Source organism: Mesorhizobium sp. M2A.F.Ca.ET.046.03.2.1, from assembly GCF_003952425.1.
In the GTDB taxonomy this organism is placed as follows: domain Bacteria; phylum Pseudomonadota; class Alphaproteobacteria; order Rhizobiales; family Rhizobiaceae; genus Mesorhizobium.
Genome location: NZ_CP034449.1, coordinates 213,891 through 240,300 on the forward strand (window position 1 = coordinate 213,891; position 26,410 = coordinate 240,300).

The 26,410-nt window shown below is 65.1% G+C and carries 24 protein-coding genes; 9 read left to right on the forward strand and 15 right to left on the reverse strand.

Going from position 1 to position 26,410, the window contains the following annotated elements; genetic code table 11:
* Positions 1 to 42 precede the first annotated feature (42 nt).
* The 6 genes from EJ072_RS01255 to EJ072_RS01280 are packed head-to-tail and all read right to left on the reverse strand — an operon-like array spanning position 43 to position 6,227.
* On the reverse strand, positions 43 to 1,038 hold the full coding sequence (locus EJ072_RS01255; protein WP_126078230.1) for a Rieske 2Fe-2S domain-containing protein: 996 nt from the start codon (positions 1,036 to 1,038) through the stop codon (positions 43 to 45).
* Entirely contained in the window at positions 1,035 to 2,180 is a 1,146-nt protein-coding gene (locus EJ072_RS01260) for a GNAT family N-acetyltransferase (protein WP_245467152.1), read from the reverse strand. Before EJ072_RS01260 ends, EJ072_RS01255 begins: the two co-directional genes overlap by 4 nt.
* Positions 2,177 to 3,433 carry a F390 synthetase-related protein gene (locus tag EJ072_RS01265; protein ID WP_126078232.1) on the reverse strand — a complete coding sequence of 419 codons (1,257 nt, stop codon included), beginning with the start codon at positions 3,431 to 3,433 and terminating at the stop codon, positions 2,177 to 2,179. Before EJ072_RS01265 ends, EJ072_RS01260 begins: the two co-directional genes overlap by 4 nt.
* The gene (locus tag EJ072_RS01270; protein WP_126078233.1) at positions 3,430 to 4,254 is read right to left on the reverse strand and encodes an MBL fold metallo-hydrolase; all 825 of its coding nucleotides are present in this window, start codon (positions 4,252 to 4,254) and stop codon (positions 3,430 to 3,432) included. The genes EJ072_RS01265 and EJ072_RS01270 overlap by 4 nt, the downstream gene beginning before the upstream one ends.
* A complete protein-coding gene (locus tag EJ072_RS01275) occupies positions 4,251 to 5,234 on the reverse strand; it encodes an NAD(P)-dependent oxidoreductase (RefSeq protein ID WP_126078234.1) in 984 nt (327 codons plus the stop codon). Before EJ072_RS01275 ends, EJ072_RS01270 begins: the two co-directional genes overlap by 4 nt.
* A 3-nt stretch (positions 5,235 to 5,237) precedes the next feature.
* Positions 5,238 to 6,227: a 3-oxoacyl-[acyl-carrier-protein] synthase III C-terminal domain-containing protein gene (locus EJ072_RS01280; RefSeq protein WP_126078235.1), complete on the reverse strand. Its 990-nt coding sequence runs from the start codon at positions 6,225 to 6,227 to the stop codon at positions 5,238 to 5,240.
* Between the two features lie 136 nt (positions 6,228 to 6,363).
* Here EJ072_RS01280 and EJ072_RS01285 point away from each other — a divergent pair, with 136 nt between their 5' ends.
* Positions 6,364 to 6,930, forward strand: a complete 567-nt coding sequence (locus tag EJ072_RS01285; RefSeq protein ID WP_126078236.1) for a T6SS immunity protein Tdi1 domain-containing protein — start codon at positions 6,364 to 6,366, stop codon at positions 6,928 to 6,930.
* A gap of 5 nt (positions 6,931 to 6,935) precedes the next feature.
* On the opposite strand, the gene EJ072_RS01290 is transcribed toward EJ072_RS01285, so the two are convergent.
* Both EJ072_RS01290 and EJ072_RS01295 read right to left on the reverse strand, forming a co-directional pair.
* Entirely contained in the window at positions 6,936 to 7,385 is a 450-nt protein-coding gene (locus tag EJ072_RS01290) for a DNA polymerase III subunit chi (protein ID WP_126078237.1), read from the reverse strand.
* A 3-nt stretch (positions 7,386 to 7,388) separates the two neighbouring features.
* Entirely contained in the window at positions 7,389 to 8,891 is a 1,503-nt protein-coding gene (locus EJ072_RS01295; protein ID WP_126078238.1) for a leucyl aminopeptidase, read from the reverse strand.
* Here EJ072_RS01295 and EJ072_RS01300 point away from each other — a divergent pair.
* From EJ072_RS01300 to rsmA, 7 genes are all read left to right on the forward strand, one after another.
* Positions 8,872 to 9,282, forward strand: coding sequence for a hypothetical protein (locus EJ072_RS01300; protein ID WP_126078239.1), 411 nt, complete (start codon positions 8,872 to 8,874; stop codon positions 9,280 to 9,282). The two genes, EJ072_RS01295 and EJ072_RS01300, sit on opposite strands and share 20 nt — an antisense overlap.
* Positions 9,269 to 10,465 (forward strand): LPS export ABC transporter permease LptF, encoded by a 1,197-nt coding sequence (gene lptF, locus EJ072_RS01305; protein ID WP_126078240.1) that lies wholly within the window; start codon positions 9,269 to 9,271, stop codon positions 10,463 to 10,465. The genes EJ072_RS01300 and lptF overlap by 14 nt, the downstream gene beginning before the upstream one ends.
* Positions 10,466 to 10,467: 2 nt before the next feature.
* Positions 10,468 to 11,550 carry an LPS export ABC transporter permease LptG gene (lptG, locus tag EJ072_RS01310; RefSeq protein ID WP_126078241.1) on the forward strand — a complete coding sequence of 361 codons (1,083 nt, stop codon included), beginning with the start codon at positions 10,468 to 10,470 and terminating at the stop codon, positions 11,548 to 11,550.
* Positions 11,550 to 13,964 carry an LPS-assembly protein LptD gene (locus EJ072_RS01315; RefSeq protein ID WP_189343187.1) on the forward strand — a complete coding sequence of 805 codons (2,415 nt, stop codon included), beginning with the start codon at positions 11,550 to 11,552 and terminating at the stop codon, positions 13,962 to 13,964. The genes lptG and EJ072_RS01315 overlap by 1 nt, the downstream gene beginning before the upstream one ends.
* A 218-nt stretch (positions 13,965 to 14,182) precedes the next feature.
* Positions 14,183 to 15,106, forward strand: a complete 924-nt coding sequence (locus EJ072_RS01320; protein ID WP_126078243.1) for a peptidylprolyl isomerase — start codon at positions 14,183 to 14,185, stop codon at positions 15,104 to 15,106.
* A 141-nt stretch (positions 15,107 to 15,247) separates the two neighbouring features.
* The gene (pdxA, locus tag EJ072_RS01325; protein ID WP_126078244.1) at positions 15,248 to 16,291 is read left to right on the forward strand and encodes a 4-hydroxythreonine-4-phosphate dehydrogenase PdxA; all 1,044 of its coding nucleotides are present in this window, start codon (positions 15,248 to 15,250) and stop codon (positions 16,289 to 16,291) included.
* Positions 16,292 to 16,299: 8 nt separating this feature from the next.
* Positions 16,300 to 17,133, forward strand: coding sequence for a 16S rRNA (adenine(1518)-N(6)/adenine(1519)-N(6))-dimethyltransferase RsmA (rsmA, locus tag EJ072_RS01330; RefSeq protein WP_126083455.1), 834 nt, complete (start codon positions 16,300 to 16,302; stop codon positions 17,131 to 17,133).
* Between the two features lie 200 nt (positions 17,134 to 17,333).
* Here rsmA and gmk read toward each other — a convergent pair whose 3' ends face one another.
* The 7 genes from gmk to fabD form a co-directional block, all read right to left on the reverse strand.
* Positions 17,334 to 18,008, reverse strand: a complete 675-nt coding sequence (gene gmk, locus EJ072_RS01335) for a guanylate kinase (protein ID WP_126061838.1) — start codon at positions 18,006 to 18,008, stop codon at positions 17,334 to 17,336.
* Positions 18,009 to 18,013: 5 nt separating this feature from the next.
* Entirely contained in the window at positions 18,014 to 18,904 is an 891-nt protein-coding gene (locus EJ072_RS01340; protein WP_126078245.1) for a YicC/YloC family endoribonuclease, read from the reverse strand.
* Positions 18,905 to 19,138: 234 nt separating this feature from the next.
* Positions 19,139 to 20,383, reverse strand: a complete 1,245-nt coding sequence (gene mltG, locus EJ072_RS01345) for an endolytic transglycosylase MltG (RefSeq protein ID WP_126078246.1) — start codon at positions 20,381 to 20,383, stop codon at positions 19,139 to 19,141.
* Positions 20,384 to 20,541: 158 nt separating this feature from the next.
* Positions 20,542 to 21,804, reverse strand: a complete 1,263-nt coding sequence (fabF, locus tag EJ072_RS01350) for a beta-ketoacyl-ACP synthase II (RefSeq protein WP_095816073.1) — start codon at positions 21,802 to 21,804, stop codon at positions 20,542 to 20,544.
* Positions 21,805 to 21,838: 34 nt separating this feature from the next.
* Positions 21,839 to 22,075, reverse strand: coding sequence for an acyl carrier protein (locus tag EJ072_RS01355; RefSeq protein WP_006203723.1), 237 nt, complete (start codon positions 22,073 to 22,075; stop codon positions 21,839 to 21,841).
* Between the two features lie 203 nt (positions 22,076 to 22,278).
* Positions 22,279 to 23,016 carry a 3-oxoacyl-[acyl-carrier-protein] reductase gene (gene fabG, locus EJ072_RS01360; RefSeq protein ID WP_126078247.1) on the reverse strand — a complete coding sequence of 246 codons (738 nt, stop codon included), beginning with the start codon at positions 23,014 to 23,016 and terminating at the stop codon, positions 22,279 to 22,281.
* A 60-nt stretch (positions 23,017 to 23,076) separates the two neighbouring features.
* Positions 23,077 to 24,018: an ACP S-malonyltransferase gene (gene fabD, locus EJ072_RS01365; RefSeq protein WP_126078248.1), complete on the reverse strand. Its 942-nt coding sequence runs from the start codon at positions 24,016 to 24,018 to the stop codon at positions 23,077 to 23,079.
* A 276-nt stretch (positions 24,019 to 24,294) separates the two neighbouring features.
* Between fabD and EJ072_RS01370 the strand changes: the two genes are divergently transcribed.
* Positions 24,295 to 26,220, forward strand: coding sequence for an LTA synthase family protein (locus EJ072_RS01370; RefSeq protein ID WP_126078249.1), 1,926 nt, complete (start codon positions 24,295 to 24,297; stop codon positions 26,218 to 26,220).
* Positions 26,221 to 26,410 lie beyond the last annotated feature (190 nt).

Consider the following 26,410-nt stretch of genomic DNA (forward strand, 5'->3'; position numbering starts at 1 on the left):
TAATTCACGCAGACGCTCAGATCAAGATGCGTGAACTTTAATTCACAGCTCGATCTCATGCACTTTCGGCCCGCTCGCCGCCGGCGGCATCTTCCCCTCCATGATCGCGGCGATATCGCGACGCAGGAAATCCAGGGGCCCGATCACTGGCACGGCCTGCGGCACGAAACGGGCATTGTCGCTCGCCGATTTCAGCACCCGGCGGTCTTGCTGAAGTGCGACATTGAATAATGGTTTGAAGGCAAGCGCCTTCAGCTCGCCGAGCAGGCCCTGGCGCCGGCCGATCAACCAGCCGACACCCTCGACGGTGCGCTCGTCGGCCTGGCGCAGATGGAAGGTGGTGGCCAGAACCAGCCCGTCCTTGCCCCAATATTCAAGCTCGGCGATGCCGGGATGGCGGAAGCGGCCAATGGTCTTGGCGCGCTCGCCTTCCAGCAGCCGACTGATCAGGCCCTGCTGGCGTTCCTCGCCGGTGTAGCTCGCCTCGACCCAGCCCTCGCCGCCCGTCACCTCGACCCGCACCAGATGGCGTTTCGAGGTGAGGCCGCGCAGCAGGCCCTTATGGGTGAAATGGGTATGGGTGGCGTCGAGGATGTTTTCCGCCGCATCGATCACCGTCGACTGGGTCGACGAGCGCACCCGCCGCAGGATGATATCCTTGCCTTGCATGCAATGCAGGTAAGGCTCGTCCTTGGGCGTGCCGGACGAGATGAAGACCACCCCGTCGCGCTCGATCGCGGCGTAGCGGCGGACCCGGTAATGCGGCATGGCGCCGACATGGCCGGGGATCGCCGTGCAGCGTCCCTCGCCGTCATAACGCCAGCCGTGATAAGGGCATTCGATCTCGCCGCCGACCACCTTGCCGGTCGACAGCTCGACCAGCCGGTGCGGGCAGCGGTCGAACAACGCGGCGACACCTTGCGTCGAGCGGAACAGCACCAGGGGCTCGCCGTCGAAAAGAATACGCTTCGGCCGCTTGCCGATATCGGCGGACAGCGCCACCGCCTGCCAATAGGCTTCCCGCCGGCCCTCACTCACAGTTCGAACCTCCTGAGCAGGGGAATGCCGATCAGCGCCAGCACCGTCTCCATGAGACGGATCGCCATGCGCCGGCGAAGCGGGAGATGCCCGGCATAGACGGCGTTGTATTCGATCGCCGCGACCGCGCCGCGCCGGCGTTTGAAACCGGCGGCGCCCGCGCTCATGTTGAAGAACAGGCCGCGCGCCGTGGCGTGATCCTGCGCCACCGCCATCATCATGCGGTAAAGCCCGTCGGCCACCGGCAGGCTGGTGTCGTAGCCGACGATCGGCTGGGTCAACGTGCGGCCGTTTTCGAACAAGCCGGTGACGGCGACCAGCTCGCCGCCGGGCCGCCGCAATCCCGCCAGGCTGATGATGCCGCGCCGGTGCATCTCGGCGATATAACGGGCCGTGTAGTGCGGATTGAGCGGCGTGTATTTGTCGAGGTAGAGCATATCGTAGAGCTGCTCGGCGCGGGCATAGTCAGCCTCGCTGAAATCGCCGTTTCCGACCCGCTCGAACGGTGTCGCGCGCAGGCGGGCGCGATCGCGCTTCATGTCGCGCGTCATGGCGGGCGCGGCGCTGCGGTCGGCGAAGATGTAGATTTGACGCGCCGCCAGCATGCGGAACCCCTCGGCCTTCAAGACGGCAATCGTCGCCGGATCGGCGATGTCGTTCAACGAACGGATGACGATGGCGCGATCGGGGAAACGCGCGGTCAAGGCCGAGCGCAGCGACGCGACTGTCGGCCGGTCGAGCAGCGGCATCGGATTGGTCGAATAGAGCCAGTTGTTGACCTGCGCCTGATGGTCGAGGCCGCTTGCCCTGACCAGGGGCGCGCAGGCCCTGATCAACGCGTTGAGCGCGCGCCGCAACAGCGGGTGGGCGGCGAAGTTGCGTGTCTCGTCGATCGCGTAGTCGATATAGGCGCTGGTCGGGCAGCAGATATAGCAGTTGGGCGCATCATCGGCGTCGTTCAGCGTCAGCGGAAAAACGCGGCCGGCAATTTCGAAGGTCTCCACCTTGGTCTTGAGGTTGGCGATGAGATCGCGCACCGGCACCTCGTTGAAGAGGCTTACGAAAGCCGCGACCTTCGCCGGCTTGTTCTCGACGCGGTCGGCCTGCTGCACGGGCCTTTCCATCGTCGCCGCGCCCGTCATCGCGCCGGCTCCAGGCGGCATTCGACGCGGCGCAGCTTGCGGCCTGTTTCCAACGGCAGGGGCGCGCGGACGAGCGTCACGGTGGCGGCGGCCTTTCGCATTTCCAGGAGCGCGCGAACCGCCTGATGCGCGGCCACCGCCGCATCGGTCGGGAGCGTCGGCGCAAGCCTGAACTCGATGCTCTCCGGCCCGGTCTGGACGAGGCGGAAATCGTCGATGCGGCGATCGGCTTTGAGCACCGCATTGCGCAGCACATCGGGCGTGACCAGGATCGGGCCGTCCGGCGACGTGAATCGGAAAGCATCGTCCATGCGGCCGACGATCTCATCGACGCAGCGCAGCGGCGAACCACACCGACAAGGTTCTTTGGACAAGCGCAACAGGTCGTTCATCCTGTAACGGGCCATGATCTGTGTCCGTCGGCGAAAGGCCGTCACCAGCGGCGTCACCAGCCCCTCGCCCGCCGGCTCGAATTCGAAGAAGACGGAGTCTTCGGCAAGATGCAGGCCGCGCTGTCTGCAGGTCACCGCGAACAGGCCTTCGGTCGCCATATAGATCTGATCGAGCGGCAGCCGGAAGAAATTCTCGATAACCGGACGGTCGACCGGATCCAGCGTCTCGGCGGCGGAAAAAACGCGCTTGGGCCGGAGCCTGAAGTCTTCGGCCGCAAAATGCCGCAGGATCTTTGGCGGCGCGATGACGACCGTCGGGTCGAAGGCCTCCAGTTCACCGCGCCAGCTTTCCGGCCCTTTCGTTAGGTCGAAGAAGGCAAGCTTGATCAGGTGCGATGTGCGGGCGCTGTCGTAAAGCCCAGTGTTCTGCGGCAGGATGACGGCGACGCGCATGCCGCGCCAGACAAGGTCGGGCGCCGCCTTGGCGAGGATCGTTCCCAGCCAGCGGTATTTCTCCGCTTCCGAAATCACGAACAGGCCGCGATTGCCGGAGGTGCCTGCGCTGGCGCCGACGGTGAGCGCGCCGGCGCGGCCGTCATGCGCCAGCGTCGCCCAGGCTTGCGCGGCGGTGAGGCCGTGGATGTTGAATTCATCGAAGCGCGCCATCAGCAGCGCCTTGTCGGTGACCGGCAGGTCGGTGAGGCAGGCCGGCGCCTTGCCGTAAAAGGGCGCGCGCGGTAGGTCGCGGTCGAGGAAGCGGCGCAAGGCGCCTGCCTGCCAGCGCTCGAAATCCGCGCGGCTCTTGCGCGACACCCAGCGTGTCAGGGCGAAAGACCCTGCCGCCTCCGCCAGCCCGTTCATGAGACCTCCGGCGCGAGGTCATAAGGCGTCGGCGCGGGATCATGGCAGAGCATCACCTCGCCGCCCGTGCTGAGGAAGCGGCGCAGCATGGCGCTGGTCGGCTCGATCGCCGCCGCATCCTCGGCGATCAGGGTGGCCGGGAAACCGGGCGTGCGGTTCTCGATCAAAGCGGCGAGCAGCCATTGCACGTCGACGGCATAGAGCAGCGGTCGCTCGAGGCGATTGAACAACAGGCCGAACTGGCCATCGGCGTGGCCTGGAAGATCGACAGCGATCACGCTGCCCTCGCCGAAGAGATCCGTGCCGCCCGGCATGTCGCCGCGAGGCTCGATGCGCGGCTTGCCGGATAGTCCGTCGAGCCGCGACTTGAAGTCGGCGGGAAACAATTCGGTGAAGACGCCATGGTGCAAATTCTGGCCCGGCGTGCGCGCCTTGACCCGCGCCCAGGCGGTGTCGCTGGCGATGAAACGCGCGTTGCGGAACAGCGACAGGCCGGAAATGTGGTCGGCGTGAAAATGGGTGACGATGACTGTGCGGATATCGTCAGGCGACAGGCCGAAACGGCGCAGCACCGACAGAACCTGCTCGTCGGCATTGAGCTGAGGTTTCAGCAGCGCGCCGTAGAGCCGAAGCGTCCGGCCGCGCCGCTCGCCGCTCAGCGCTTCCGGCGTGTAGCCGGTGTCGACCAGCACCGGTCCGGCGGCGGGGTGAAAGAACAGCCCGTAGCGGACACGCAGCCTGACGCGTTGCCAGGTGCCGCCGCGCAGGATCAGCCGCTCGGCGGCGTTGACCCAGGCGCTGTTGGCGAAGACGAGCTTCATGGCCTGGCCCGGCCGGCAAAGGTGCGATCGAGCCCTTGTTCGAACGAGATTTTCGGCGCCCAGCCGAGCACCCGTTTCGCCTTGGAAATATCCAGGCTTTGCGCATAGGCGAAGAGGCCGAGCCCATAGCGGGTGACCGGCGGCTCGGGCCGGCCGGGCAACCGCAGCGCCACCGCTTCCATCAAGCCCGCCGCCAGCATCGCCGGCGCGAGGGGCATCGGCCGCCAGCGCGCGTGCAAGCCGGCGCGGATGCAGGCCGCGTCGGCGATGCGGCGGACCGGCAGCATCTCGCCGCCGGAGATGTTGAAGATCCGACCCTCGGCTTCGCCAGGTGCGGCGAGCGCCGCCATCACCGCATCGACGACATCGTCGACATAAGTGAGGTCGATGGCCGCCCGGCCGTCGCGAAACAGCGGCAGCGGCCGGCTCCTTGCCGCCTTGATCAGGCGCGGCAGCAACGCCCGATCGCCCTTGCCGTAGACGCCGCGCGGCCGCAGCACCATAGGATGGATATCGGGCTCGCCGAGCACGATCTTTTCGGCCTCGCGCTTGGTGCGGGCATAGTGATTGACCGGCTCCGGCACGGCCGCATCCTCGGTGAGACCGAGCTGGTCGCGGAAGGCGAAGCAGACGGACGGGCTGGAGATGTGGACGAAACGGCTGACGCCTTGCCGTCTGGCGAATCCGACAAGATTGCGCGTTGCCGTGACATTGGCCGCCTCGAAATCCGCGAGGCGTCCGAAGGGCGAGGAAAGCGCCGCGCAGTGGATGATCCGCTCGACCCTGCCCAGCCTGGGGTCGAGGGCGGCATCGAGCGGCTGCGCCAAATCGTGACGGATGATGCGATGGCCGGCCGCTTCGAGCGCGGCGCAGCGCGTTTCATCGCGGCCGAGCCCGAGCGCCAGCGTGCCGGAAGCGGCCAGCCGCTCGAGCACATGGGAGCCCAGGAAGCCGCTGGCGCCGGTGACGAGGACGGCCATCGCTCAGACCTCCAGCGCCATGCCGCCGAAGGAGACGCCGGCGGAAGTACCGAGGAAGAGCAGCTTCATGCCCGCTGCCACCCGCCCCTCGCGGCGCGCGACGTCGAGCGCGAAGGGCATGGAGGCGGCGATCTGGTTGCCGAAGCGGGCAGAGATGTCGACAAGCTTTTGCGGCGCAAAGCCGGTCTGGCGCGCTATATGCGCAAGCGCGAAGGGGCTTGCCTGATGCGGCACGACGAGATCTACATCGTCGCGACGCCAGCCGGCGCGCTCCAGCAGAGCGTCGACGAACCCGTTGAAATGGCGCGCGGTGAGCCTGAACAGTTCCTTGCCGTCCATGTGGAACAGGCTGTGCGCCGCAAACGCTTCCTGCTCCTTGCGGAAATCGAAGCGTGTGCCGCCCGAACCGATGCCGCAGGCTTCCCAGCCGGAAGGATAAGTGCGCATCAGGCTCGCCGCCACCTTGCCCTCGCCCGGCCCGGCCTTGCGCAGGACCGCCGCCGCAGCGCCGTCGCCGAAGAGCGCGGCGATCTCCGGCGCATCCTGCCACGGCAGCGCGCGCGAGGCGACTTCGGACGAGAACACCAAGGCCGTCTCGCATTGCCCCGCTTCGATCATGCGACCGGCAGTCTCAAAGGCGGTGAGGAAGCCAAGACAGGTGCTGTTAACGTCGAAGGCGGCGGCCGAGCCGTCCGCCAGCCCGAGGCGCTGCATGACCAAAGGCGCGGTCGCCGGCAGCGGCTGGTAAGGCACGCCGCAGCCGCCGATGATGAGATCGACAGCGCCGGGCTTTACGCCGGCATCGGCTAGCGCAACTGTCGCGGCGACGCAGGCAAGATCGATCTGCGATTCGGCATTGCAGACATAGCGCTCGACGACGCCGGTGGCGGTTTCCAGTGCGCCCTCGCTGAGGCTCAATTTCGCTTCCAGCGCGCGCGTTGTCACCCGCTCAGCCGGTACCGCCCTGCCGGTTCCGACGACCTTGATCCGCATTCCCCCTCGCCGCTTGAGCTTGGCTCTATCTAGCGCAAAAAGCGGTTCGAGGCGACGACCATGACGGCGCCTGAGCGGCCACGTTTGCTCGCCGATCATTCTGCGATAAGTGTGTGATGTTGCAGGGGGGTGAGGTATGGCTAATTCTTTTTCTCGCTTTATTTCTTCTGTCTTTGGGAATTCTGTTTCGAAGCCAAATGCGGACGTGGTCAGAAGCCCATGGCCGGACGGTCTCCAGTATCTGTTTATCGAGCCGTCAAAGAAGGATGTCTGGGAAGCGCTGGACGGCTGGAAGTGGATTGGGCTTGATGGCCTGGAACCCGCCGCAGTCTCCGCATTCGGCGACATTTTCTTCCGAGCTCCCGATGGTTCCGTCAAATTGCTGGACATGATCGGAGGCCGATTGACCCAAGTGTCGGAAACGTGGCCGGAGCTTACAACCCAGTTCAACGATCATGATCGTCGCGACGAGCTGTTGCTGGCTGACTTAGCCGCGGCGGCACGAAAGAAGGGATTGGTCTTGGCGGACGGCGAATGTTACGACTTCGACACGCCACCCGTACTCGGTGGCGAAATGTCCGCCGCGCAAATCAACAAGACCTTCTTCGTGGTGAAGGTGCACATAACCGGCCAAATCCACCGACAAGTAAAAGACCTTCCGCACGGCACGAAAATCAACAAGGTGACGATCGGCGATCGCTGACGGCACTAAGCCTTCCGCTCCCACCGCCGATCCGGCGTCTGCTGCCAGTAGGTCACGGCGTGGCCGGCTTCCTTCATCGTCTTCCAATGGCCGCGCGCGGCTTCGAGCTGTGCCGCGTCATGGCCATCGAACAGGAAGACGGCGCGTTCGTAGCCCGATAGCTCGGGCGGGCTGGCGCCGTCGACCAGGAAGCGGATCTGCGCGGCGTTCTGGTTGCCCTCGCTTGTGGTGAGCAGGATCGGCTGCTCGGCCGGATAGGCCTCGCGGTCGGTGGCGTGCGCCAGGAAGGAATCGTCGCGAAAAGTCCACAGATGCTGGTCGAGCGCGTCGCGCCGCTCTTCCGTGCCGGTCTGCACCACCGCGCGCCAGCCGCGCTCGACGCTGCGCTCGAGCAGGCCGGGCAGCGCCTCCTCGAGCGTCGATTCGGTCAAATGGTAGAACAGGATGTCGGCCATCCCCTACCCTTCGTAGTGATCGCGCACCAGCCTATCGAGCAGCCTGACGCCGAAGCCCGAGCCCCAGGACTGGTTGATCTCGCTCGACGGCGCGCCCATCGCGGTGCCGGCGATGTCGAGATGCGCCCAGGGCGTGTCCTTGACGAAGCGCTGCAGGAACTGCGCCGCGATGATGGCGCCGCCATAGCGGCCGCCGATGTTCTTCATGTCGGCATTCTTGGAATCGATCAGCTTGTCGTATTCGGGGCCGAGCGGCATGCGCCATAGCCGCTCTTGGGACGACTGGCCGGCGCCGAAGAGCCTGCCCGCCAACTCGTCGTTGTTGGAGAACAGGCCGGCATAATGCTGCCCGAGCGCCACCATGATGGCGCCGGTCAGCGTCGCCAGATTGATCATGAATTTCGGCTTGAAGCGGTCGTTGGTGTACCAAAGCGCGTCGGCCAGCACGAGGCGGCCTTCGGCGTCGGTGTTGAGCACCTCGATCGTCTGGCCCGACATCGAGGTGACGATGTCGCCGGGGCGCTGGGCATGGCCGTCGACGGCGTTCTCGACAAGGCCGATGACGCCGACCACATTGGTCTTGGCCTTGCGCGCGGCGAGCGCATGGATCAGCCCGGTGACGGCGGCCGCACCGCCCATGTCGCCCTTCATGTCCTCCATGCCGGAGGCCGGCTTCATCGAATTGCCGCCGGTGTCGAAGGTGACGCCCTTGCCGATGAATGCCAGCGGCGCGTCCTTGGCCTTGCCGCCGCTCCAGCGCATCACCACCAGGCGGGCGCCGCGCGGCGAGCCTTGCGCCACGCCGAGCAGCGAGCCCATGCCGAGCTTCTTCATCTCCTTTTCGGTGAGGATCTCGACATCGACGCCGAGGGCCTCCAGCGCCTTGACGCGCTCGGCGAAGTCGACAGGCCCCAGCGCATTGGCCGGCTCGTTGACGAGGTCGCGCGCCAGCAGCACGCCGTCGACCACCGCTTCCTCGCCGGCAAAGGCCTTCTTCGCGGCAGCCGGATCGGCGCAGTGGATCGTGACCTTGGCGGGCTTCGCCGCCTTCGCGTCGGATTGGCCTTCGTCCTTGTCCTTCCTGGTCTTGTACTTGTCGAAGGCGTAGCTGCGCAGCAGGATGCCGGCGGCGAGGCTCCCCGCCTGGTGGCCATCGGCCTGCAGTTCCGGCAGATCGAGAATGACAGCCACCTCGGTCGCCTTGCGCAGCGAAGCGGCGACAGCGCCGCCGAGCTTCAGCCAGGCATTGTCGTCGAGAGCCGACAGCTTGCCGGCGCCGATCGCCACCAGCCGGTCGACGGACGTTCCTTCCGGCGCCAGCACCTCGGCGGAGCTCGCGAACTTGCCGGAGAAATCGGCGACCGGAAACGCGCGAGCCAGCGCACCGGCGGGATCGCAGGCCTTCGCCGCCTCGCCGAGCCCGCCGCCGTCGCCCGCGAACACGAAGACGCTGCCCTTTTTCGGCACGGCGAATTTGGCGAAAGAAATGGATGGTCTCAACGTCATCAGGTCCTGCTTTCGGGGATGGCCGCAAGGTGCCGGCAAAGGTAATTTTCAGCGAGCAAACGGTTTGGCAAGCGTGCGCGACATTTGGTCGTTTTCAGCCATTTGGCAAGACTTTGGCCGAAATCGCTGCCTATATCAGCGCCACCATAGACAAAGGATTCGCCTCGGCACGACCTTAGATTGCTGCCGCAACCTGCTGTTAACCATCGATGTTTTGCATTTCTTATCCATTGGCGCGGAGACTCCGCCGCGCCGGGGCATGTGGCGTGGGGCGACAAACCGGAGCGAGCCGCCTATGACGCAGTTGTGCGGGCGACGCCGGATCACTACCTTGTCGGCGGGCATGATGCCGTTCGGCAAAATCGAGAAAAGCCTTCATGAAGGTCGTTGAACGCTACATCATGCGCCGCGCGCTGACGATGTTCCTCGCCGCGCTGGTCTGGACGCTGGCGATCGTGTGGACGACGCAGGTGCTGGCCAAGATTGACCTCGTCACCGACAACGGCCAGTCGGCGCTGACCTTTTTCGAGGTCGCGGCACTGATCATTCCCTCGATCATCCCGATCGTGGTGCCGTTCGCCCTGGTGGTGGCGGTGGCGCAGACGCTGAGCGCCATGAACACCGATTCGGAGCTCGCCGTGCTCAGCGCCGCGGGCGCCTCGCGCTGGACCATCGCGCGGCCCGTCCTGCTGCTCGCAATCGCGGCTTGCGCCTTTTCCTTCATCGTCGACAACGCCATCGACCCCTATGCCAGGCAGAAGAACCGCCAGCTGGTGGCGGCTTCGCGCGCCGACCTCGTGTCGCTGATCATCCAGGAAGGCACGTTCCGCAAGATCGACGAGGGCCTTTACCTGCAGGTCGGCGAGCGGCTTCCCGGCAACCGGCTCGGCGGTATCTTCGTCGCCGATTCACGCGAGGAAGGCGCCAGCCTCACCTATTATGCCAAGACCGGCAGCATCGTCGAAAAAGGCGACGAGAAGGTGCTGATGATGAATGACGGCGTCATCAACCGCAAATCGGTCACCGGCGACCTCTCGGTCATCCGCTTCACCTCTTACGCCTTCGACATGTCCGCCTTCCTATCCGCGGCGAACGACATCACGCTTTTGCCCAAGGACCGCACGACGGCATATCTGCTCAACCCGGATCCCAACGACAAGATGTTCCAGCGCGAACCGGGCAGCTACCGCGCGGAGCTCAACCAGCGCTTTGCCGAGTGGTCCTATTCGCTGGTGTTCGCGCTGATCGCGCTGGCCGTCGCGGGCGATGCGCGCTCGCATCGCGAAGCACGCATCAACCCGTTGATCACGGCGATCGCGATTGCGCTTTTCGTGCGATGGCTGGGCTTCTTCGCCGCCGGCAAGGCCGACAGGGTCTCGTACTACATCTACCTGCTCTACGGCATACCGCTGATTGCGTCCGCGGTTTCGATCTGGTTCATCGTCTCGTCCCGCACCATGGAATTGCCGGTCAGTTGGGCGGACTGGCTGACCAATCTCGCCAAGCGCGCCAGCGACAACTGGACGGCATTCAAGCTGTGGCTTGCGCGGCGCACCTCCGGCCAGGGAGCCTGACCATGGGCTGGACGCTGGGCCGCTATTTCTTCTTCCGCTACGTCTCGATCACCTTCTGGTTCTTCCTGGGCCTGCTGGCGCTGGTGTTCCTGATCGATTTCACCGAGCTCTCCGGCCGCACGACCGGGCTGCCGGGGTTCACCTATGGCACGGCCTTCGCCATTTCGGCGCTCAGGATGCCGATGATCATGCTGCAGACGGTGCCGTTCGTCGGGCTGTTCTCGGCAATGGCGACGCTTGTGTCGCTCAACCGCCGCTACGAGCTGGTGATCGCGCGCTCGGCCGGCGTTTCGGCCTGGCAGTTCCTGTTTCCCTGCTGCGTCGGCGCGCTGATGTTCGGCGTGCTGTCGGTGGCCGTGATGAACCCCATCGCCGCGCACGGCTTTTCCTGGTCCGAGCAGATGGAGAACGACCTCAGGGCCGGCAAATCGAATGCCGTCACCACCAATGTCACGCCTTGGCTCAGGCAGAAGACCGAATCAGGCGACACCATCATCGGCGCCCGCGCCATCCTCAATCAGGGGCTGGAGATGGCGGACGCGGTGTTCTTCATCCTCGACCCGCAGGGCAACATCGCCGAGCGCAAGGACGCAGCCAAGGCCTTCCTGCGCGACGGCTACTGGGAATTGCAGGACGTCAAGGTCTTCAAGGCGGGCAACATCCGGACGCTGGCGACCGACAAGCTGCCGACCAACCTCAAGCCGGAATTCGTTCAGGAGCGCCTGGCGCGCCCGGAAACCATCCCTTTCTACGAGCTGCCGCGCAAGATCGAAGTTGCCCGTTCCTTCGGGCTCAAGGCAAATGCCTTCGCCATGCAGTTTGATTCGCTGCTGGCGTTGCCGTTCCTCCTCGTCGCCATGACGCTGATTGCTGCAACGGTTTCAATGCGATTTGCGCGAATGGGGCAGTCGGCAACGATGATTCTGGGTGGCGTCGTGGCCGGCTTTCTGCTTTATGTCGTTTCGGTACTGGTCAAGGCATTCGGTGTGGCCGGATTCGTTCCTACGGTGGTGGCTGCATGGGTTCCGGTCGTCGTGGCTATGTTCTTTGGGGTGACGTTTCTGCTATACAAGGAAGACGGTTAGTGAGGGAGGCGGTTTTGCGCAGCCATAGGCAGGCCGGTTTGGCACGCCTTTATGGGGCGACCGCCTTGGCATGTCTGTTCGCTTGTGCGGTGCCGACGGCACCCGCACAGGCGCAGACCATCGCTGCCAAGCCCGTCCCGTCCGGCACGCAGATGCTGCTGGCCGCCGATACGCTTGTCTATGACAACGACCAGCATACGGTGACGGCCGTCGGCGGCGTGCAGATCGACTATGGCGGCAACAAGCTGGTCGCCCAGCGCGTGGTGTACAACCGCGACACCAAGCGCCTCGTCGCCAGCGGCGCCGTCGAGCTCATCAACAGCGACGGCACCAAGATCAATTCCGACCATATCGACATCACCGACGACTTCGCCGACGGGTTCACCAACGCGTTGCGCGTCGAGACGATCGACAAGGCCTATTTCGCCGCCGAGAGCGGCGAGCGCATGGGCGGCGTGCTGACCACCTTCCACAATGGCGTCTACACCGCCTGCGAGCCTTGCGAGGACAAGCCGGACAAAGCCCCGACCTGGCGCGTCAAGGCACGCAAGATCATCTGGAACGGCGAGAAGAAGACGGTCCGCTTCGAAAATTCGAATTTCGAATTCTTCGGCTTCCCGCTTGCCTATCTGCCGGCCTTCGAGATCGCCGACCCGACCGTGAAGCGCAAGAGCGGCTTCCTGATCCCCGGCATCGTCTACAACAACAATCTCGGCGTCGGCGTCAAAGTCCCCTATTATTTCGCACTGTCCCCGACCTATGACCTGACCGTCACCGGCAGCGGCTATACCAAGCAGGGCTTCCTCGGCGAGGCCGAGTGGCGCCAGCGCTTCAACAACGGCCAGTACACGCTGAAGATCGCCGGCATCAACCAGCAGGATCCCGACGCCTTTATCGGCACCGGCAATCGCCCCACTGTCGATTCAGGCGAGCCCGGCGATCCGAACAAGTTCCGCGGCATGATGGGCACCACGGGCCAGTTCGCGATCAACGAGCGTTGGGACTTCGGCTGGGATGTGCTGCTGCAGACCGACAAGAATTTCTCGCGCACCTACAACATCGACAGCTTCAGCGACCTCGTCCATCAGTCGTCGATCTATCTGACGGGCTTGAGCGACCGCAACTACTTCGACGTCCGCGCCATGCGCTTCGAGGTGCAGGAAGACACGCTCTCCAGCGATCCCACATCGCGCTCCGCCAAGCAGCCCTGGGTGCTGCCGTCGCTCGACTATGCGTATATTCCCGACGCGTCGGTGGCCGGCGGCCAGTTGTCGTTCAACGTGAACACGCGTGTGATCAGCCGCAACCGGCTGGACGCCGTGCTGGCTGATGCCAGCGACCCGGCTTCGATCAACAACGTGCGCGGCATCGAAGGCGAATCCAGCCGGGTGAGCGCGGAAGCCGAGTGGAAGCGGACCTTCACCACCGACGGCGGTCTGCAGTTGACTCCGCTGCTCGCCTTCCGCGGCGATGCCGGCTATGTCAACGCCAATCAGGCTTCGCTCGATGCCGTCAACCAGATGGGCACGAATCTCGGCCAAGACGTCGACATGCGCTCGTCGCTTGCCCGCTACATGGCGACCCTCGGCCTCGAGGCGCGGTGGCCGCTGCTGTTCTCGATGCCCAGCTCCAGCCATGTCCTGGAGCCGACCGCGCAGGTCTTTGTGCGTCCGAACGAGCAATATGTCGGCGGACTGGCCGTTCCGAACGAAGACGCGCAGAGCTTCGTCTTCGACGCCACGACGCTGTTCGAGCGCGATAAATTCTCCGGCTATGACCGGATCGAAGGCGGCACACGCGCGAATGTCGGCTTCCGCTATTCAGGCGCCTATGACAATGGCTGGGCCACGAATGCCATCTTCGGCCAGTCCTACCAGCTCGCGGGCGAGAACTCCTTCGCCGCGCCCGATCTCGTCAATGCCGGAGCCGAGTCCGGCCTGGACAAACGGACCTCGGATTATGTCGGCCTCGTCGGCTTCAACAGCCCGAGCGGTTTTTCCGGCTCGGTGAGCGGGCGTTTCGACGAGCAGACATTCGAGGTCAGGCGCGCCGAAGTGAAGGCCGCCTATTCCAGCCTGCCGATATCGCTCAGCGCCAAATATGCCTTCATCGAGGCGCAGCCGCTCTATGGCTTCACCACCGACCGTCATGAAGTCACGCTCGGCGCCTCGACGCATCTGGCGCAGAACTGGCGGCTGTTCGGCACCGGCACCTACGACCTCCAGAGCAACGTGCTGGTCAAGGACGGGGTCGGTTTCGCCTACAACGATTCCTGCTTCACCTACATCATGACCTATTCGCAGACACGCGATACCGTAACCAAGGAAGTGTCGCAGAATATCGGCTTCAACCTGTCGTTCCGCACGCTGGGCGATTTCGGCTCGTCGACGAGCGCGATCGATACCATCCAATAACCGAGGCCGGCGCGTGGCTTGCTAGCCGGGCGCCGACGATGCTTTGGTCTTGATTTGGAGCGTGAACCCCCGAAAATGCGGTGATTCTCGGGGCCATGCGCCGGCGACATCGTTTCGCCGCATAGGACAGGCATGGGGTCGGCTGCAGCGCGCAGGCGTTCGGAGGACGCGCGGCGCTGTCGTGCCGACAAATTGGGGCGGGGAAATTGGAAGGTAAGATGAGGAAATACCTGTTTTCGGCAGGGTTGGCGCTTCTGGTGGCGGCGAGCTCGGTTTCGGTCACGGCTGTTGTACAGCCGGCTTTCGCCGCGGAGATCAAATATGTCGTCAACGGCATACCGATCACCACCGGCGACATCGCGCACCGCGCCGCCTTCTTCAAGCTCCAACACAAGAAAGGCGATGCCGCGCAGGAGATGATCGACCAGACGCTGCGGCTGGCCGAGGCCAAGCGGCTCGGCATCCGCATCACCGATGAGCAGGTCGACGCCGCCTACCAGCGCTTCGCCTCGGGCAACAAGATGCCGCTGGCCAAGCTCGACGCGATCATGAGCCAGTCGGGCGTCACCAAGGAACACTTCAAGGAATTCATCCGCGCCCAGATGGCCTGGAACCAGGCGCTCAGCGCGCGCTACCGCTCCGGCGAGGGCGGCTCGGTGACCGAGCAGGACGCCGTGCGGCGCATGCTCGACAAGGGCGGCAGCAAGCCGACGGCGACGGAGTACATGCTGCAGCAGGTGATCTTCGTGGTGCCGGCATCGGAGCGTGCCGCCACGCTCGCCAAGCGCAAGCGCGAGGCCGACGCCATGCGTGCCCGCTTCAGCGGCTGCAACACCACGCGCGAATTCGCCAAGGGTCTGATCGACGTCACCGTGCGCGATCTCGGCCGGGTGCTGGCGCCGCAATTGCCGACCGACTGGGCCGAGCAGATCAAGGCCACCAAGGTCGGCGGCGCGACACCGACGCGAGAGACCGAGCGCGGCGTCGAATTCATCGGCATCTGCTCCTCGCGTGAGGTCTCCGACGACAAGGCCGCGCAGATGGTGTTCCAGGCCGAGGGCACCAACGACAAGGACGCCGACGAGCTCAGCAAGAAATATGTCGCCGAGCTGCGGCAGAAGGCCAAGATCGTCGAACGCTAGAGCCGGAGACATAGGTCGGACCAGCCTCAATCCGTCTCCCAAATCCGAGAAATGGAGCATGATGTCGTCCGAAAACCGCAGCACATTTCTCGGCGTCATGCTCTGAGCGACAAGCATGCGATACCGCAGTCAGCCCACCCAATGAGCCCGCGCAAGACCGATGCGCCGCTGGCGCTCAGTGTCGGCGACCCTTCGGGCATCGGACCCGAGATCGCCATCGCCGCCTGGCAGGCGGGCGACAGCGCCGGGGTGCCGCCCTTCTATCTGCTGGCCGACCCGGCCCTGATCAAAGCCCGCGCCCGTCTTGTCGGCGCGAATGTGACGGTTGTCGAGACCTTACCCGGACAGGCCGCGCCTCATTTTGCCCGTGTGCTCCCCGTCGTGCCGCTCCATGCGCGCCATGTCGACACCCCGGGAGAGCCGGATCCGGCCAATGCCGCCGGCACCATCGAGGCGATCGACCGGGCAGTCGCCGACTGTCTCGCCGGCAGCGCCGCCGCGGTGGTCACCTGTCCGATCGCCAAGAAGCCGCTTTACGATGCGGGATTCGGCTTTCCCGGCCACACCGAATATCTGGCGCATCTGGCTTCGCGCCACACCGGCAAGGAGGTCACGCCGGTGATGCTGCTGGCCGGACCCGATCTGCGCACCGTTCCGGTGACCATCCATATCCCCCTGGCCGAAGTGCCGAAGGTGCTCACCACGGAGCTGATCGTCGCCGTCGCGCGCATCACCGCCGCCGATCTCAAGAGCCGCTTCGGCATCGCGCGGCCGCGGCTTGCGATCGCCGGGCTCAACCCGCATGCCGGCGAAGGCGGCGCCATGGGCCAGGAGGATGCCGCAATCGTCGCCCCGGCCGTCGAGACGCTGAAGGCGGAAGGCATCGATGCGGTTGGGCCGCTGCCGGCCGACACGATGTTTCATCCACGCGCGCGCGCCACCTATGATGCGGCGCTGTGCATGTATCACGACCAGGCGCTGATTCCGGCCAAGACCTTGGCCTTCGACGAGGCGGTCAATGTGACGCTGGGCCTGCCCTTCATCCGCACCTCGCCGGATCACGGCACCGCCTTCGATATCGCCGGCAGGGGCATTGCCCGCGCCGAGAGCCTGATCGCGGCGCTCAGGCTGGCGCGCCGGCTGGCCGACAGCGATCCAAGCCGCGGCCGCGTGAGGACGCCTTGAACGAGCGCATGACGATCGACGGGTTGCCACCGTTGCGCGCGGTGATCGAGCGGCATGGACTCCAGGCCAAGAAGGCGCTCGGGCAGAATTTCCTGCTCGACCTCAACCTGACAAGCAAGATCGCCCGCGCCGCCGGCGATCTCAGCGAGGCGACCGTGATCGAGGTCGGTCCCGGCCCGGGCGGGCTGACGCGGGCGCTGCTGTTCAACGGCGCGCGGCGCGTGATCGCCATCGAGCGCGACGAGCGCTGCCTCGAAGCGCTGGCTGAGGTTTCCAGCCACTATCCCGGTCGCCTGGAGGTCATTCCCGGCGATGCGCTGAAAACGGATTTTGCCGCGCTTGCCGGTACGGCGAATGGCGGGCCGGTGAAGATCGCCGCCAACCTGCCCTACAATATCGGCACCGAGCTTCTGATCCGCTGGCTGACGGTCAACGACTGGCCGCCCTTCTACCAGTCGATGACGCTGATGTTCCAGCGCGAGGTGGCGGAGCGCATCACGGCGGGTCCAGCCAGCGACGCCTATGGCCGGCTCGGCGTACTGGCCGGCTGGCGCACCGAGGCGAGGATCGCCTTCGACGTGCCGCCGCAGGCTTTCACGCCGCCGCCCAAGGTCACCTCCTCCGTCGTGCATCTGGTGCCGCGCCCGTCTCCCCTGCCCGTCGACGGCAAGAAGCTCGGCCGTGTCACCGAGGCGGCCTTCGGCCAGCGCCGCAAGATGCTGAGGCAAAGCGTGAAGAGCCTGGGCGGCGAGGCTTTGCTGACACGGGCCGGCATCGACCCGACGCGGCGGGCGGAAACGCTGAGCGTGGAAGAGTTTGTCCGGCTGACGAACGCCGTTTGACCGCCGACGCCACCACTGGAACCCACATTCCCGACGATCAAGCCAATGCGCATTTTGCCGCGAGACGGCAGGCGGCGGGTGGCAAGTGAGGGTCGTCTGACTGACCTTTGCGCTTCGCGAGCCGCCACAGGCCGGCGCTGCCCCTCATCCGGCCCTTTGGGCCACCTTCTCCCCGTAAAACGGGGAGAAGGAAAGGCTGCCTACTCCGTCTTCTCGTCCAGCAATCCCGAGATGAAGTCGAACAGGCCAGGCCGCCTGTCGCGGCGCAGACGCTCGGCAGCAACGATGGCGCGGACCTCGGCGAAGGCGCGGTCGAGATCGTCGTTGACGATGACGAAGTCGTATTCTTTCCAATGCTCGATCTCCAGGCGAGCGTTCTTCAGCCTGGTCTCGATGACGGATTCCTGGTCCTCGGCGCGTCGCTTCAGGCGCGCCTTCAATTCCTTCATCGACGGCGGCAGGATGAAGATCGAGACGATGTCGGCGCGCATCTTCTCCTTGAGCTGCTGGGCGCCCTGCCAGTCGATGTCGAACAGCATGTCGCGGCCTTCGGCCAGCGCGATTTCCGCCGGCTCGCGCGGCGTCGCATAGCAATTGCCGTGCACCTCGGCCCATTCGAGCAGCGCGTCGGAATCGCGCAGCCGCTCGAAGTCGCGCATGGAGCGGAAATGATAGTGGACGCCTTCGATCTCCGAACCGCGGCGAGGCCTTGTCGTGACGGAGACCGAAAGCTCGAGGCTTGGATCGCTCTCCAGAAGGTTGCGCGCGATCGTCGACTTGCCGGCGCCCGACGGCGACGACAGCACCAGCATCAATCCGCGGCGGCGGATCCGGGATCCCAGATCCCTGGCAGCCGTCGGTTCCTTGGCAACCATTCCCGTCACTCCAGATTCTGGACCTGTTCGCGAAACTGGTCGACCACCGCCTTGAGCTCCAGCCCGATCGCGGTGACCGCGGCGGCGTTCGACTTGGAGCACAAGGTATTCGATTCGCGATTGAATTCCTGCGCCAGAAAATCGAGCTTGCGGCCGATCGCACCGCCGCCTTTGAGCAGCGTCCGCGCCGAAGCGACATGCGTCTTCAGCCGGTCGATCTCCTCGCGGATGTCGGCCTTGGTGGCGAGGAAGGCCGCCTCCTGATGCAGCCGGACGGCATCGAGATTGGCCGAGGCATCCATCAACAGGCGTACCTGCTCCGTGATGCGCTCGCGGATTGCCGCCGGCTCCCGCGACGGATCGGCTTCGGCCTTCAGCGTCAACGCCTCGATCGCGTCGATATGGCCGGAAAGCAGCGCGCCAAGTGCCGCGCCCTCGCCTTGCCGCGCCTGTTCCAGCCCGGCGAGCGCTGCCTCGAGCGCCGACAGGATCGCGGCGTCAAGAGCGGCGCGCTCCTCCTCGGTCTCCATCGCCTCGGGAATGTCGAGCACGCCGCGCAGCGAGAGCAGGCCGTCGGCGGTGGCGGGCTCGGTGCCGAACTGCTCCTGCAAGCGCTTCGCCAGTCCCGCCAGATCCTTGAGGAACGCCTCGTTAACCACCGGCTGGGCTTGCCTGGCAGCAGCGCGGCCGACGGTCAATGTCGCCTGGAAATTGCCGCGCGCGAAACGCTTCTGAACAGTCTGCCGGACAGAGGTCTCCAGCCGGTCGAAACCCTGCGGCAACCTCAGCCGAACCTCGGCGCTCTTGCCGTTCACCGATTTCACCTCCCAGGCGATCGAGGTGCCCTCGCTCTCGGCGGCGGACCGCGCGAAACCGGTCATGCTTTGCAGGTTCATTGTGCCTGTCATCCCCTGTGGCAGGCCAACGCAAGCGGCCCGGCGCTACACGCCCTAGAGCGTTTCACCGTTTCACGGAAACGGCGAACCACTCTATCTCTTTGTTTTTACGCAATTCCGGACGGAAAACCGCTCACACTTTTCCTGGAATTGCTCTAAAAATCGCCGGACGATCGGCCGGCGCCCCCTCAAAACATGAATATGGCGTCGCGTCAAAGGACGCGTGCGGCATGCTTATTGAGCCGCGTCGCCGCCCGCGTCGCCGTTTTCGCCGCTGTCGCCATTGTCGCCGGCGTCGCCGCCATCGGGAGCGGCCGGGGCCGTCGTCTGGCCGGAAGCCTTGGCGGCGGCGTCCGCCTGCTTCTTCTGCAGCGTCCGATAGCGGGCGACATTCTGGTTGTGCTCTTCCAGCGTCGCGGCAAAGACGTGGCCGCCATTGCCGTCGGCAACGAAATAGAGATCGCTGGTCTTCGATGGATTGGCGACCGCTTCGAGCGCCGCGCGGCCCGGGTTGGCGATCGGCGTCGGCGGCAGGCCCTTGACCAGATAGGTGTTGTAGGGCGTCTGCTTGTCGAGGTCGGACTGATAGATCGGCCGGTCGGCGGGTTTGCCCTTGCCGCCGAACAGGCCGTAGATGATGGTCGGGTCGGATTGCAGCCGCATGCCCTTGGCCAGCCGGTTGAGGAAGACGGCGGCAACGCGCGAGCGTTCGTCGCTCCGGCCCGTTTCCTTTTCCACGATCGACGCCAGCGTGACGAAATCATCGATATTGGCGATCGGCAGGTCGGGCGCGCGGTGCGACCAGACGTCCTCGACCAGCTTCTTCTGATCGGCGACGAGCTTGTCGACCATCTGCTGGCGGGTGGCGCCGCGGGTGAAGCGCAACGTGTCGGTGGCGATGCTGCCCTCGGGCGGCAAGGTCGCCGGCATGTCGCCGGTGAGCGCCTCCTGATCGGCCACGCGCTGCAATGCCTGCTCGACCGTCAGCCCTTCGGGAATGGTGAGCGAGTACATCACCGACTTGCCGCTCTTGAAGAGCTCCATGATGTCGCGCATCGAGGCGCGCGGCTTGATGGCGTATTCACCGGCCTTCAGCGCCGATTCATTGCCGGTGGCGCGCACGCCGAGCCGGAAGATGCGGGCATCGTTGATCAGGCTGCGGCGTTCCAGCTGATCGGCGATCTCCTGCACGCCGGTGTTGGGCTTGATCATGAAGGTGTCGCCATTGGCGGACGGGCCGGGCTCGACGAAAGCCTGCATGCCGAAATAGAGCGCGGCCCCCGAGGCCAGCACGATAAGGATCGCAATGGACAGGAAGAAATTCAGGAACACCACGACCTGGCTGCGCGAGGCGCGCGAGCGCTTCGACGGCGGCGGCGTGCCGGCTTCCGGACGCAACGCCTCGGCCGCGGTCTTCGGCACGATCGGGCCCTTCGCGCCTTGCCGCCCGAATTCCCCGTCGCTCGGATTAGTGTTCATGACGCCCTGCCGTCTGATCTTGCAACGAATCCCCCGGCGCAAGGCTAGGGGCGAATTTGGCAAAAATGACGGCAGTTGGCGGACTGCCGATTAGCTGTCTGTCTCGGAGCAATGCCGGGTGGAACCGTGCACTCCTCCCGGGGCCGCTCCGGTGCTGCTCAGCCGTTGTAACGCTGGAACACGAGCGAGGCGTTGGTGCCGCCGAAACCGAAGGAATTCGACAGCGCGACGTCGATCTGGCGCTGGCGCGGCTTGTTCGGCACGAGATCGATCGCCGTCTCGCGTTCCGGATTGTCGAGATTGATGGTAGCGGGAGCGATGTTGTCGCGGATGGCAAGGATCGAGAAGATCGCTTCCGCGGCGCCCGCGGCGCCCAGCAGATGGCCGACCGACGACTTGGTCGACGACATCGAGATCTTCGAGGCGGCATTGCCGACCAGGCGCTCGACCGCGCCAAGCTCGATCGTGTCGGCCATGGTCGAAGTGCCATGGGCATTGATGTAGTCGACATCGGCCGGGGAAAGCTTTGCCCGGTTCAGCGCCGCCGTCATGCAGCGGAAGGCGCCGTCGCCGTCCTCGGCTGGAGCGGTGATGTGGTAGGCGTCGCCGGTTAGTCCGTAGCCGGTGACTTCGGCATAGATCTTGGCGCCGCGCGCCTTTGCGTGCTCGAGCTCTTCCAGCACGACGACGCCGGCGCCCTCGCCCATGACGAAGCCGTCACGGTCGCGGTCATAGGGACGCGAAGCGGTCTCAGGCGCATCGTTGCGGTCGGTGGAGAGCGCGCGGCAGGCGGCGAAGCCCGCGATCGACAGCCGGGTGACCGGCGCCTCGGCGCCGCCCGCCACCATGACGTCGGCATCGCCCCACATGATCAGCCGAGCCGCGTCGCCGATGGCGTGCGCGCCGGTCGAGCAGGCGGTGACGACCGCGTGGTTCGGGCCTTTCAGGCCGTGACGGATGGAGACCTGGCCAGAGACCAGATTGATGATCTGCCCGGGAATGAAGAACGGGCTGATGCGGCGCGGGCCGCGATCCTTGAGGATCATCGCGTTTTCGGCGATGCCGTCGATGCCGCCTATGCCTGAGCCGATCAGCACGCCGGTGGCGCACTGGTCCACATGCGTCTCAGGCTTCCAGCCGGAATCGGCCAGCGCCTCGTCGGCGGCCGCGATGCCGTAAAGGATGAAGTCGCCGATCTTGCGCAGTTCCTTAGGCTCGAGCACGGCCTCCGGATTGAAGGTGCCATTCGAGCCGTCGCCGCGCGGGATGATGTGGGCGATCTTGCAGGCAAGATCGTCCACCTCGAACTCGGTGACGCGGCGGCAGGCGCTGCGGCCGGAAAGCAATTCCCGCCAGCTATGCTCGACGCCCATGCCAAACGGCGAAAGCAGGCCAAGGCCCGTGACGACGACACGCCTCATCGCAGGTCCTCCCCGATTATGCCTGCGAAAGAACTCAGGCCGAGGCCTTGTCGATGTACTTCACGGCGTCGCCGACGGTGAGGATGGTCTCGGCGGCATCGTCCGGAATCTCGACGCCGAACTCTTCTTCGAACGCCATGACGAGTTCGACCGTGTCGAGGCTGTCCGCGCCCAGGTCGTCGATGAAGCTCGCCTGCTCCGTCACCTTGTCGGCATCGACGCCGAGATGCTCGATGACGATCTTCTTGACGCGCTCTGCGGTGTCACTCATTTGGGCAATCCTCGTCTTATGTTTGTCGATCTTCGTTAGCGGGCGGAATGCCGCTAATCAAGCTGAAAGATGGTCTTGCGGGCAACGCAACGCCGCAGGACCGGTTTTTGCCCGAACCGCCGGGTTGCGGGCCGCATTACACGAAAAATGCCGGGCGTCCAAGCCGAAATGGCTGTTTTCACAGGCGTCCGGGGCTTGGCCGGTCAGATCATTGCCATGCCGCCATTCACGTGAATGGTCTGGCCGGTGACATAAGCCGCCTCATTGGAAGCGAGGTAGGCAACCGCGGACGCGACCTCGGCGCTGGTGCCCATGCGCCTTGTCGGGATGGCGGCCATGATCATCTCTTTCTGCTTGTCGTTGAGCTTGTCGGTCATGGCCGATTCGATGAAGCCCGGGGCGACGCAGTTGACGGTGATGTTGCGGGTGGCGATCTCCTGCGCCAGCGATTTGGAAAAGCCAATCATGCCGGCCTTGGAGGCGCAATAATTGGTCTGGCCGGGATTGCCGGTGACGCCGACCACGGAGGTGATGTTGATGATGCGGCCATGGCGGCGGCGCATCATCGGATGGGTCAACTCGCGGGTCAGCCGGAACACGGCGGTAAGGTTCACCTCGATCACGCTGTCCCAGTCGGCGTCCGACATGCGCATGAACAGGCCGTCCTTGGTGATGCCGGCATTGTTGACCAGGATATCCACGCCTTCGAGATCCGCCTCCGCCTTCTGGCCGAGCGCCTTCACCGCGTCGCGGTCGGTCAAATCCGCCGGAAACAGCTTTACGCGGTCGCCAAGCTCGCCTGCCAACGCTTCCAGCTTCTCCACGCGCGTGCCGTGCAGGCCGACGATGGCGCCCTGGCTGTGCAGCACCCTGGCGATCGCCTCGCCGATGCCTCCCGATGCGCCGGTGACGAGCGCCTTGCGGCCGGTCAGTTCGAACATTTTTCTCTCCTGATCTCAGAGGGGCACCCTTGGCACAGGTGCCGTCAAATCGCCAGCCTGTCAGGCGAGCGCCGCCAGCGCCGCCTCTACCTCCGCCGCCGTGCCGATGGCACCGGTGGCGATGTCGCGGTTGATGCGGCGCGCCAGGCCCGACAGCACCTTGCCGGCGCCGACCTCGTAAAGCGTGGCGACACCATTGGCGCCGAACCATTCCACCGTCTCGCGCCAGCGCACGCGGCCGGTCACCTGGTGGACCAGCCGGCGGGCGATCTCGTCCGGGTCGCTGGTCGGCGTCACCGTCACGTTCGAGACGACCGGGACCACCGGCGCCTGCTTTTCCACGCTCGCCAGCGCCTCGCGCATGATGTCGGCCGCCGGCGCCATCAACGCCGAGTGGAAGGGGGCCGAAACCTGCAGCATCAGCGCCCGCTTGGCGCCCTTTTCGGTGCACAGCTTCGCCGCCAGCTCGACCGCCGCTTTGGCGCCTGAAATCACTAGCTGGCCGCCGCCATTGTCGTTGGCAACCTGGCAGACGGAGCTTTTGGCCGCTTCCGCGCAGGCCGCTGCGACATCGGCTTGCTCCAGCCCGATGATGGCCGCCATGCCGCCCTCGCCGGCGGGTACCGCCGCCTGCATGGCGTTGCCACGGGTGCGCAGCAGCTTCGCAGCATCGCCGACCGAAACGAAGCCGGCCGCGGCAAGCGCGGAATATTCGCCCAGCGAATGGCCCGCCACATAGGCCACCTTGTCCTTCAGCGAGAAGCCGCGCGCTTCGAGCGCCCGCATCGCCGCCAGCGACACCGCCATCAGCGCCGGCTGGGCGTTGGCGGTCAGCGTCAGCGTCTCTTCCGGGCCTTCCCAGATCAGTTTCGTCAGGTTTTCGCCGAGCGCGGCGTCCACTTCCTCGAAGGCGCGGCGCGCTTCCGGGAATTGATCGGCGAGGTCCTTGCCCATGCCGACGGCCTGGCTGCCCTGTCCCGGAAAGGTGAATGCGACGGCCATTTTTGGTGTCTCCAGAGCCTGATTTTTCCCTGCCTCTGGCGCAAGGCGCACAGCCAAGTCAAGCCCGCGGGCATCCCTTTAACCCGTCTTTCAGCCGGAAAACCCGACTGACTCCCTGTTCCAAAAGGCTTTTTGGCGATCACACCTGATGAAAACCGCTCACGTTTACTTTGCTGGCTCTTCTTATTTCCGCCACAGGCGCTAGCTTTGCGTGACATTTTGATGACAGAGCCGTGACGTGCGTGGAAGGCGTGTTGCGTGGCCGGGGGAAGTAGAGTGGCAAGGATCAGGAAAGGCGCGGCCAAGCCCGTGCCGCAATTTTTGGAAGACGATCCGTCCACCGGCTACCTGCCGGGGCGACCTTGGCCGACCGTACGCTACGGCCTGGCGACGCTTCTCGTCTCCGCTCTTCTCGTGTTCGCGATCGAATGGATCGTGCGCGGCGATTTCTTCGGCACGGTCGATTTCTTCCTGCAGCCCTTCAAGCCGGGCTGGACCACCATCATCGTCTTCGCGCTGGTGCTGGTCGGGCTGGACGCCGTGATTGGCCGCAGCCACCAGAGCCTGATGATCGTGGCGCCGCTGACGCTGGCGCTCGCCTTTGTCGGTCACCAGAAATCGCACTATCTCGGCGATCCGCTCTATCCGACGGATTTCCTCTATGCCCGCCAGATCATGGCGCTGATGCCGCTTCTGGTGCGCGAGCGGCCATGGACGGCCATCATGCTGGCCGCGGCAATCGTCGGCGGGCTGGCGCTGCTGGTCTATGGCTGGCGGATCTGGCGTCGGCGGGTGCCGATCCTCAGCCGCAAGGGTCGTCTGGCGCGGCTGGCGCTTGCCGTGCCGCTGCTCGCCTTCTTCGTATCGATCATGGATTACGCCACCTTCTCGTGGACGCGCGACCGGCTGCAGATCATCCCGATCATGTGGGACCAGAAGGAAAACTACGCCTCGAACGGTTTTGCGCTGGCCTTCGCGATGAATGTGCCGATGGCGCATGTCTCGGCGCCGCCCGGCTATTCGCAAAAGGCGATGGACGCGATCCAGCGCTCCGACGTCGCCGCTTCGGTGCCGGAGGAGAAGCCGGATATCGTGGTGGTGATGAGCGAATCCTTCTGGGATCCGACGCGACTGCCCGGCGTCAGCATCAAGCCCGATCCGATCCCGACCGTGCGCGCCTTGCGCTCCGGCTCGATGTTCTCGCCCGAGTTCGGCGGCATGACCGCCAATATCGAGTTCGAGGCGCTGACCGGCTTCTCCAACGCCTTCCTGCCGGCCGGCTCGATCCCCTACCAGCAATATGTGCGCACGCCGACGCCCTCGCTGGCGACCTTCCTGAAGAGCGAGGGCTACCGGGCGCGCGCCATCCATCCCGGCACCAACTGGTTCTGGAACCGGGGCGCCGTCTATGCCGATTTCGGCTTCAACGACTTCCGCTCCGAAGAGACGCTGCCGCCGATGGAAAAGCGCGGGCCGCTGGCGTCCGACGCGGCCATGACCGATGAGATCATCCGCGAGGCCGACGCCAGCGACGATCCGGTGTTCCTGTTCGCCGTCAGCCTGCAGAACCATGGCCCTTACGAACCCTACCGCTATTACAATCCGACGCATTCGGTCGATGCGCCGATCAGTTCCTGGGCGCGGGAATCGCTGCTTTCCTACGTCGAGGGCTCGGCCGACGCGGATCATGGCCTGCAGCGGCTGATCGACTGGGCGAAGAAGCGCCAGCGGCCGACCATCATCGCCTTCTTCGGCGACCACCTGCCGCCGCTCGGACCCGTCTATGTCGAAACCGGCTTCCTCAAGGACAATGTCGCGCCTCGCAAGGAGCCTAGCGACGCCGCGCTCGAGCACCACGACACGCCATTGGTGATCTGGTCGAACCGCTCCGGTCCGGTGCAGAACGTGGGCGCGGTGAGCCCGGCCTTCCTGCCCTACCACATCCTGACCACGGCCGGCATCACGCATCCTTATTACACCGGCTTCCTCGGCGCGCTACGCGAACATTACCGGGTGGTCGACCGCAACCTGCTGCTATCGCCCGCGGGCGAAGCGACGCCGGACTGGGCGCGGCAGAAGCAGATCGATCCGAAGATCAACGATTTCCGGCTCATCCAATACGACATGATGTTCGGCAAGCGCCACTCGGCGCCCGACTTCTTCCCCGAGACGGTGAACAAGCTCGTCGCGCATACGAGCTGAGGCGGGCGTCCGCGCTCTGGCGTATTTGTGGGAAGTCTTGATCCTCAGATCGAATCAAGCCCGCTCCTGGCGGGTCGAGACCAATCGTGGAAGAGCCATACGCTTGGCGAAGGATTGGCTCGCTTCGTCAACGAGGCACGCAATAGTCCCAATAACCTCTAGTCCTGGCGTTGTTCGACCAGTACCAGCA

Bases quoted from the DNA above. Each gene is read 5' to 3' on its own strand.
- EJ072_RS01355 (WP_006203723.1), bottom strand. From the start codon at position 22,075: ATGAGTGACACCGCAGAGCGCGTCAAGAAGATCGTCATCGAGCATCTC.
- rsmA (WP_126083455.1), top strand. From the start codon at position 16,300: ATGACGATCGACGGGTTGCCACCGTTGCGCGCGGTGATCGAGCGGCAT.
- EJ072_RS01285 (WP_126078236.1), top strand. From the start codon at position 6,364: ATGGCTAATTCTTTTTCTCGCTTTATTTCTTCTGTCTTTGGGAATTCT.
- EJ072_RS01340 (WP_126078245.1), bottom strand. From the start codon at position 18,904: ATGAACCTGCAAAGCATGACCGGTTTCGCGCGGTCCGCCGCCGAGAGC.
- EJ072_RS01265 (WP_126078232.1), bottom strand. From the start codon at position 3,433: ATGAACGGGCTGGCGGAGGCGGCAGGGTCTTTCGCCCTGACACGCTGG.
- fabG (WP_126078247.1), bottom strand. From the start codon at position 23,016: ATGTTCGAACTGACCGGCCGCAAGGCGCTCGTCACCGGCGCATCGGGA.
- pdxA (WP_126078244.1), top strand. From the start codon at position 15,248: ATGAGCCCGCGCAAGACCGATGCGCCGCTGGCGCTCAGTGTCGGCGAC.
- fabD (WP_126078248.1), bottom strand. From the start codon at position 24,018: ATGGCCGTCGCATTCACCTTTCCGGGACAGGGCAGCCAGGCCGTCGGC.
- gmk (WP_126061838.1), bottom strand. From the start codon at position 18,008: ATGGTTGCCAAGGAACCGACGGCTGCCAGGGATCTGGGATCCCGGATC.
- lptF (WP_126078240.1), top strand. From the start codon at position 9,269: ATGAAGGTCGTTGAACGCTACATCATGCGCCGCGCGCTGACGATGTTC.
- lptG (WP_126078241.1), top strand. From the start codon at position 10,468: ATGGGCTGGACGCTGGGCCGCTATTTCTTCTTCCGCTACGTCTCGATC.
- mltG (WP_126078246.1), bottom strand. From the start codon at position 20,383: ATGAACACTAATCCGAGCGACGGGGAATTCGGGCGGCAAGGCGCGAAG.
- EJ072_RS01270 (WP_126078233.1), bottom strand. From the start codon at position 4,254: ATGAAGCTCGTCTTCGCCAACAGCGCCTGGGTCAACGCCGCCGAGCGG.
- EJ072_RS01290 (WP_126078237.1), bottom strand. From the start codon at position 7,385: ATGGCCGACATCCTGTTCTACCATTTGACCGAATCGACGCTCGAGGAG.
- EJ072_RS01300 (WP_126078239.1), top strand. From the start codon at position 8,872: ATGGATGGTCTCAACGTCATCAGGTCCTGCTTTCGGGGATGGCCGCAA.
- fabF (WP_095816073.1), bottom strand. From the start codon at position 21,804: ATGAGGCGTGTCGTCGTCACGGGCCTTGGCCTGCTTTCGCCGTTTGGC.
- EJ072_RS01295 (WP_126078238.1), bottom strand. From the start codon at position 8,891: ATGACGTTGAGACCATCCATTTCTTTCGCCAAATTCGCCGTGCCGAAA.
- EJ072_RS01280 (WP_126078235.1), bottom strand. From the start codon at position 6,227: ATGCGGATCAAGGTCGTCGGAACCGGCAGGGCGGTACCGGCTGAGCGG.
- EJ072_RS01320 (WP_126078243.1), top strand. From the start codon at position 14,183: ATGAGGAAATACCTGTTTTCGGCAGGGTTGGCGCTTCTGGTGGCGGCG.
- EJ072_RS01260 (WP_245467152.1), bottom strand. From the start codon at position 2,180: ATGACGGGCGCGGCGACGATGGAAAGGCCCGTGCAGCAGGCCGACCGC.
- EJ072_RS01275 (WP_126078234.1), bottom strand. From the start codon at position 5,234: ATGGCCGTCCTCGTCACCGGCGCCAGCGGCTTCCTGGGCTCCCATGTG.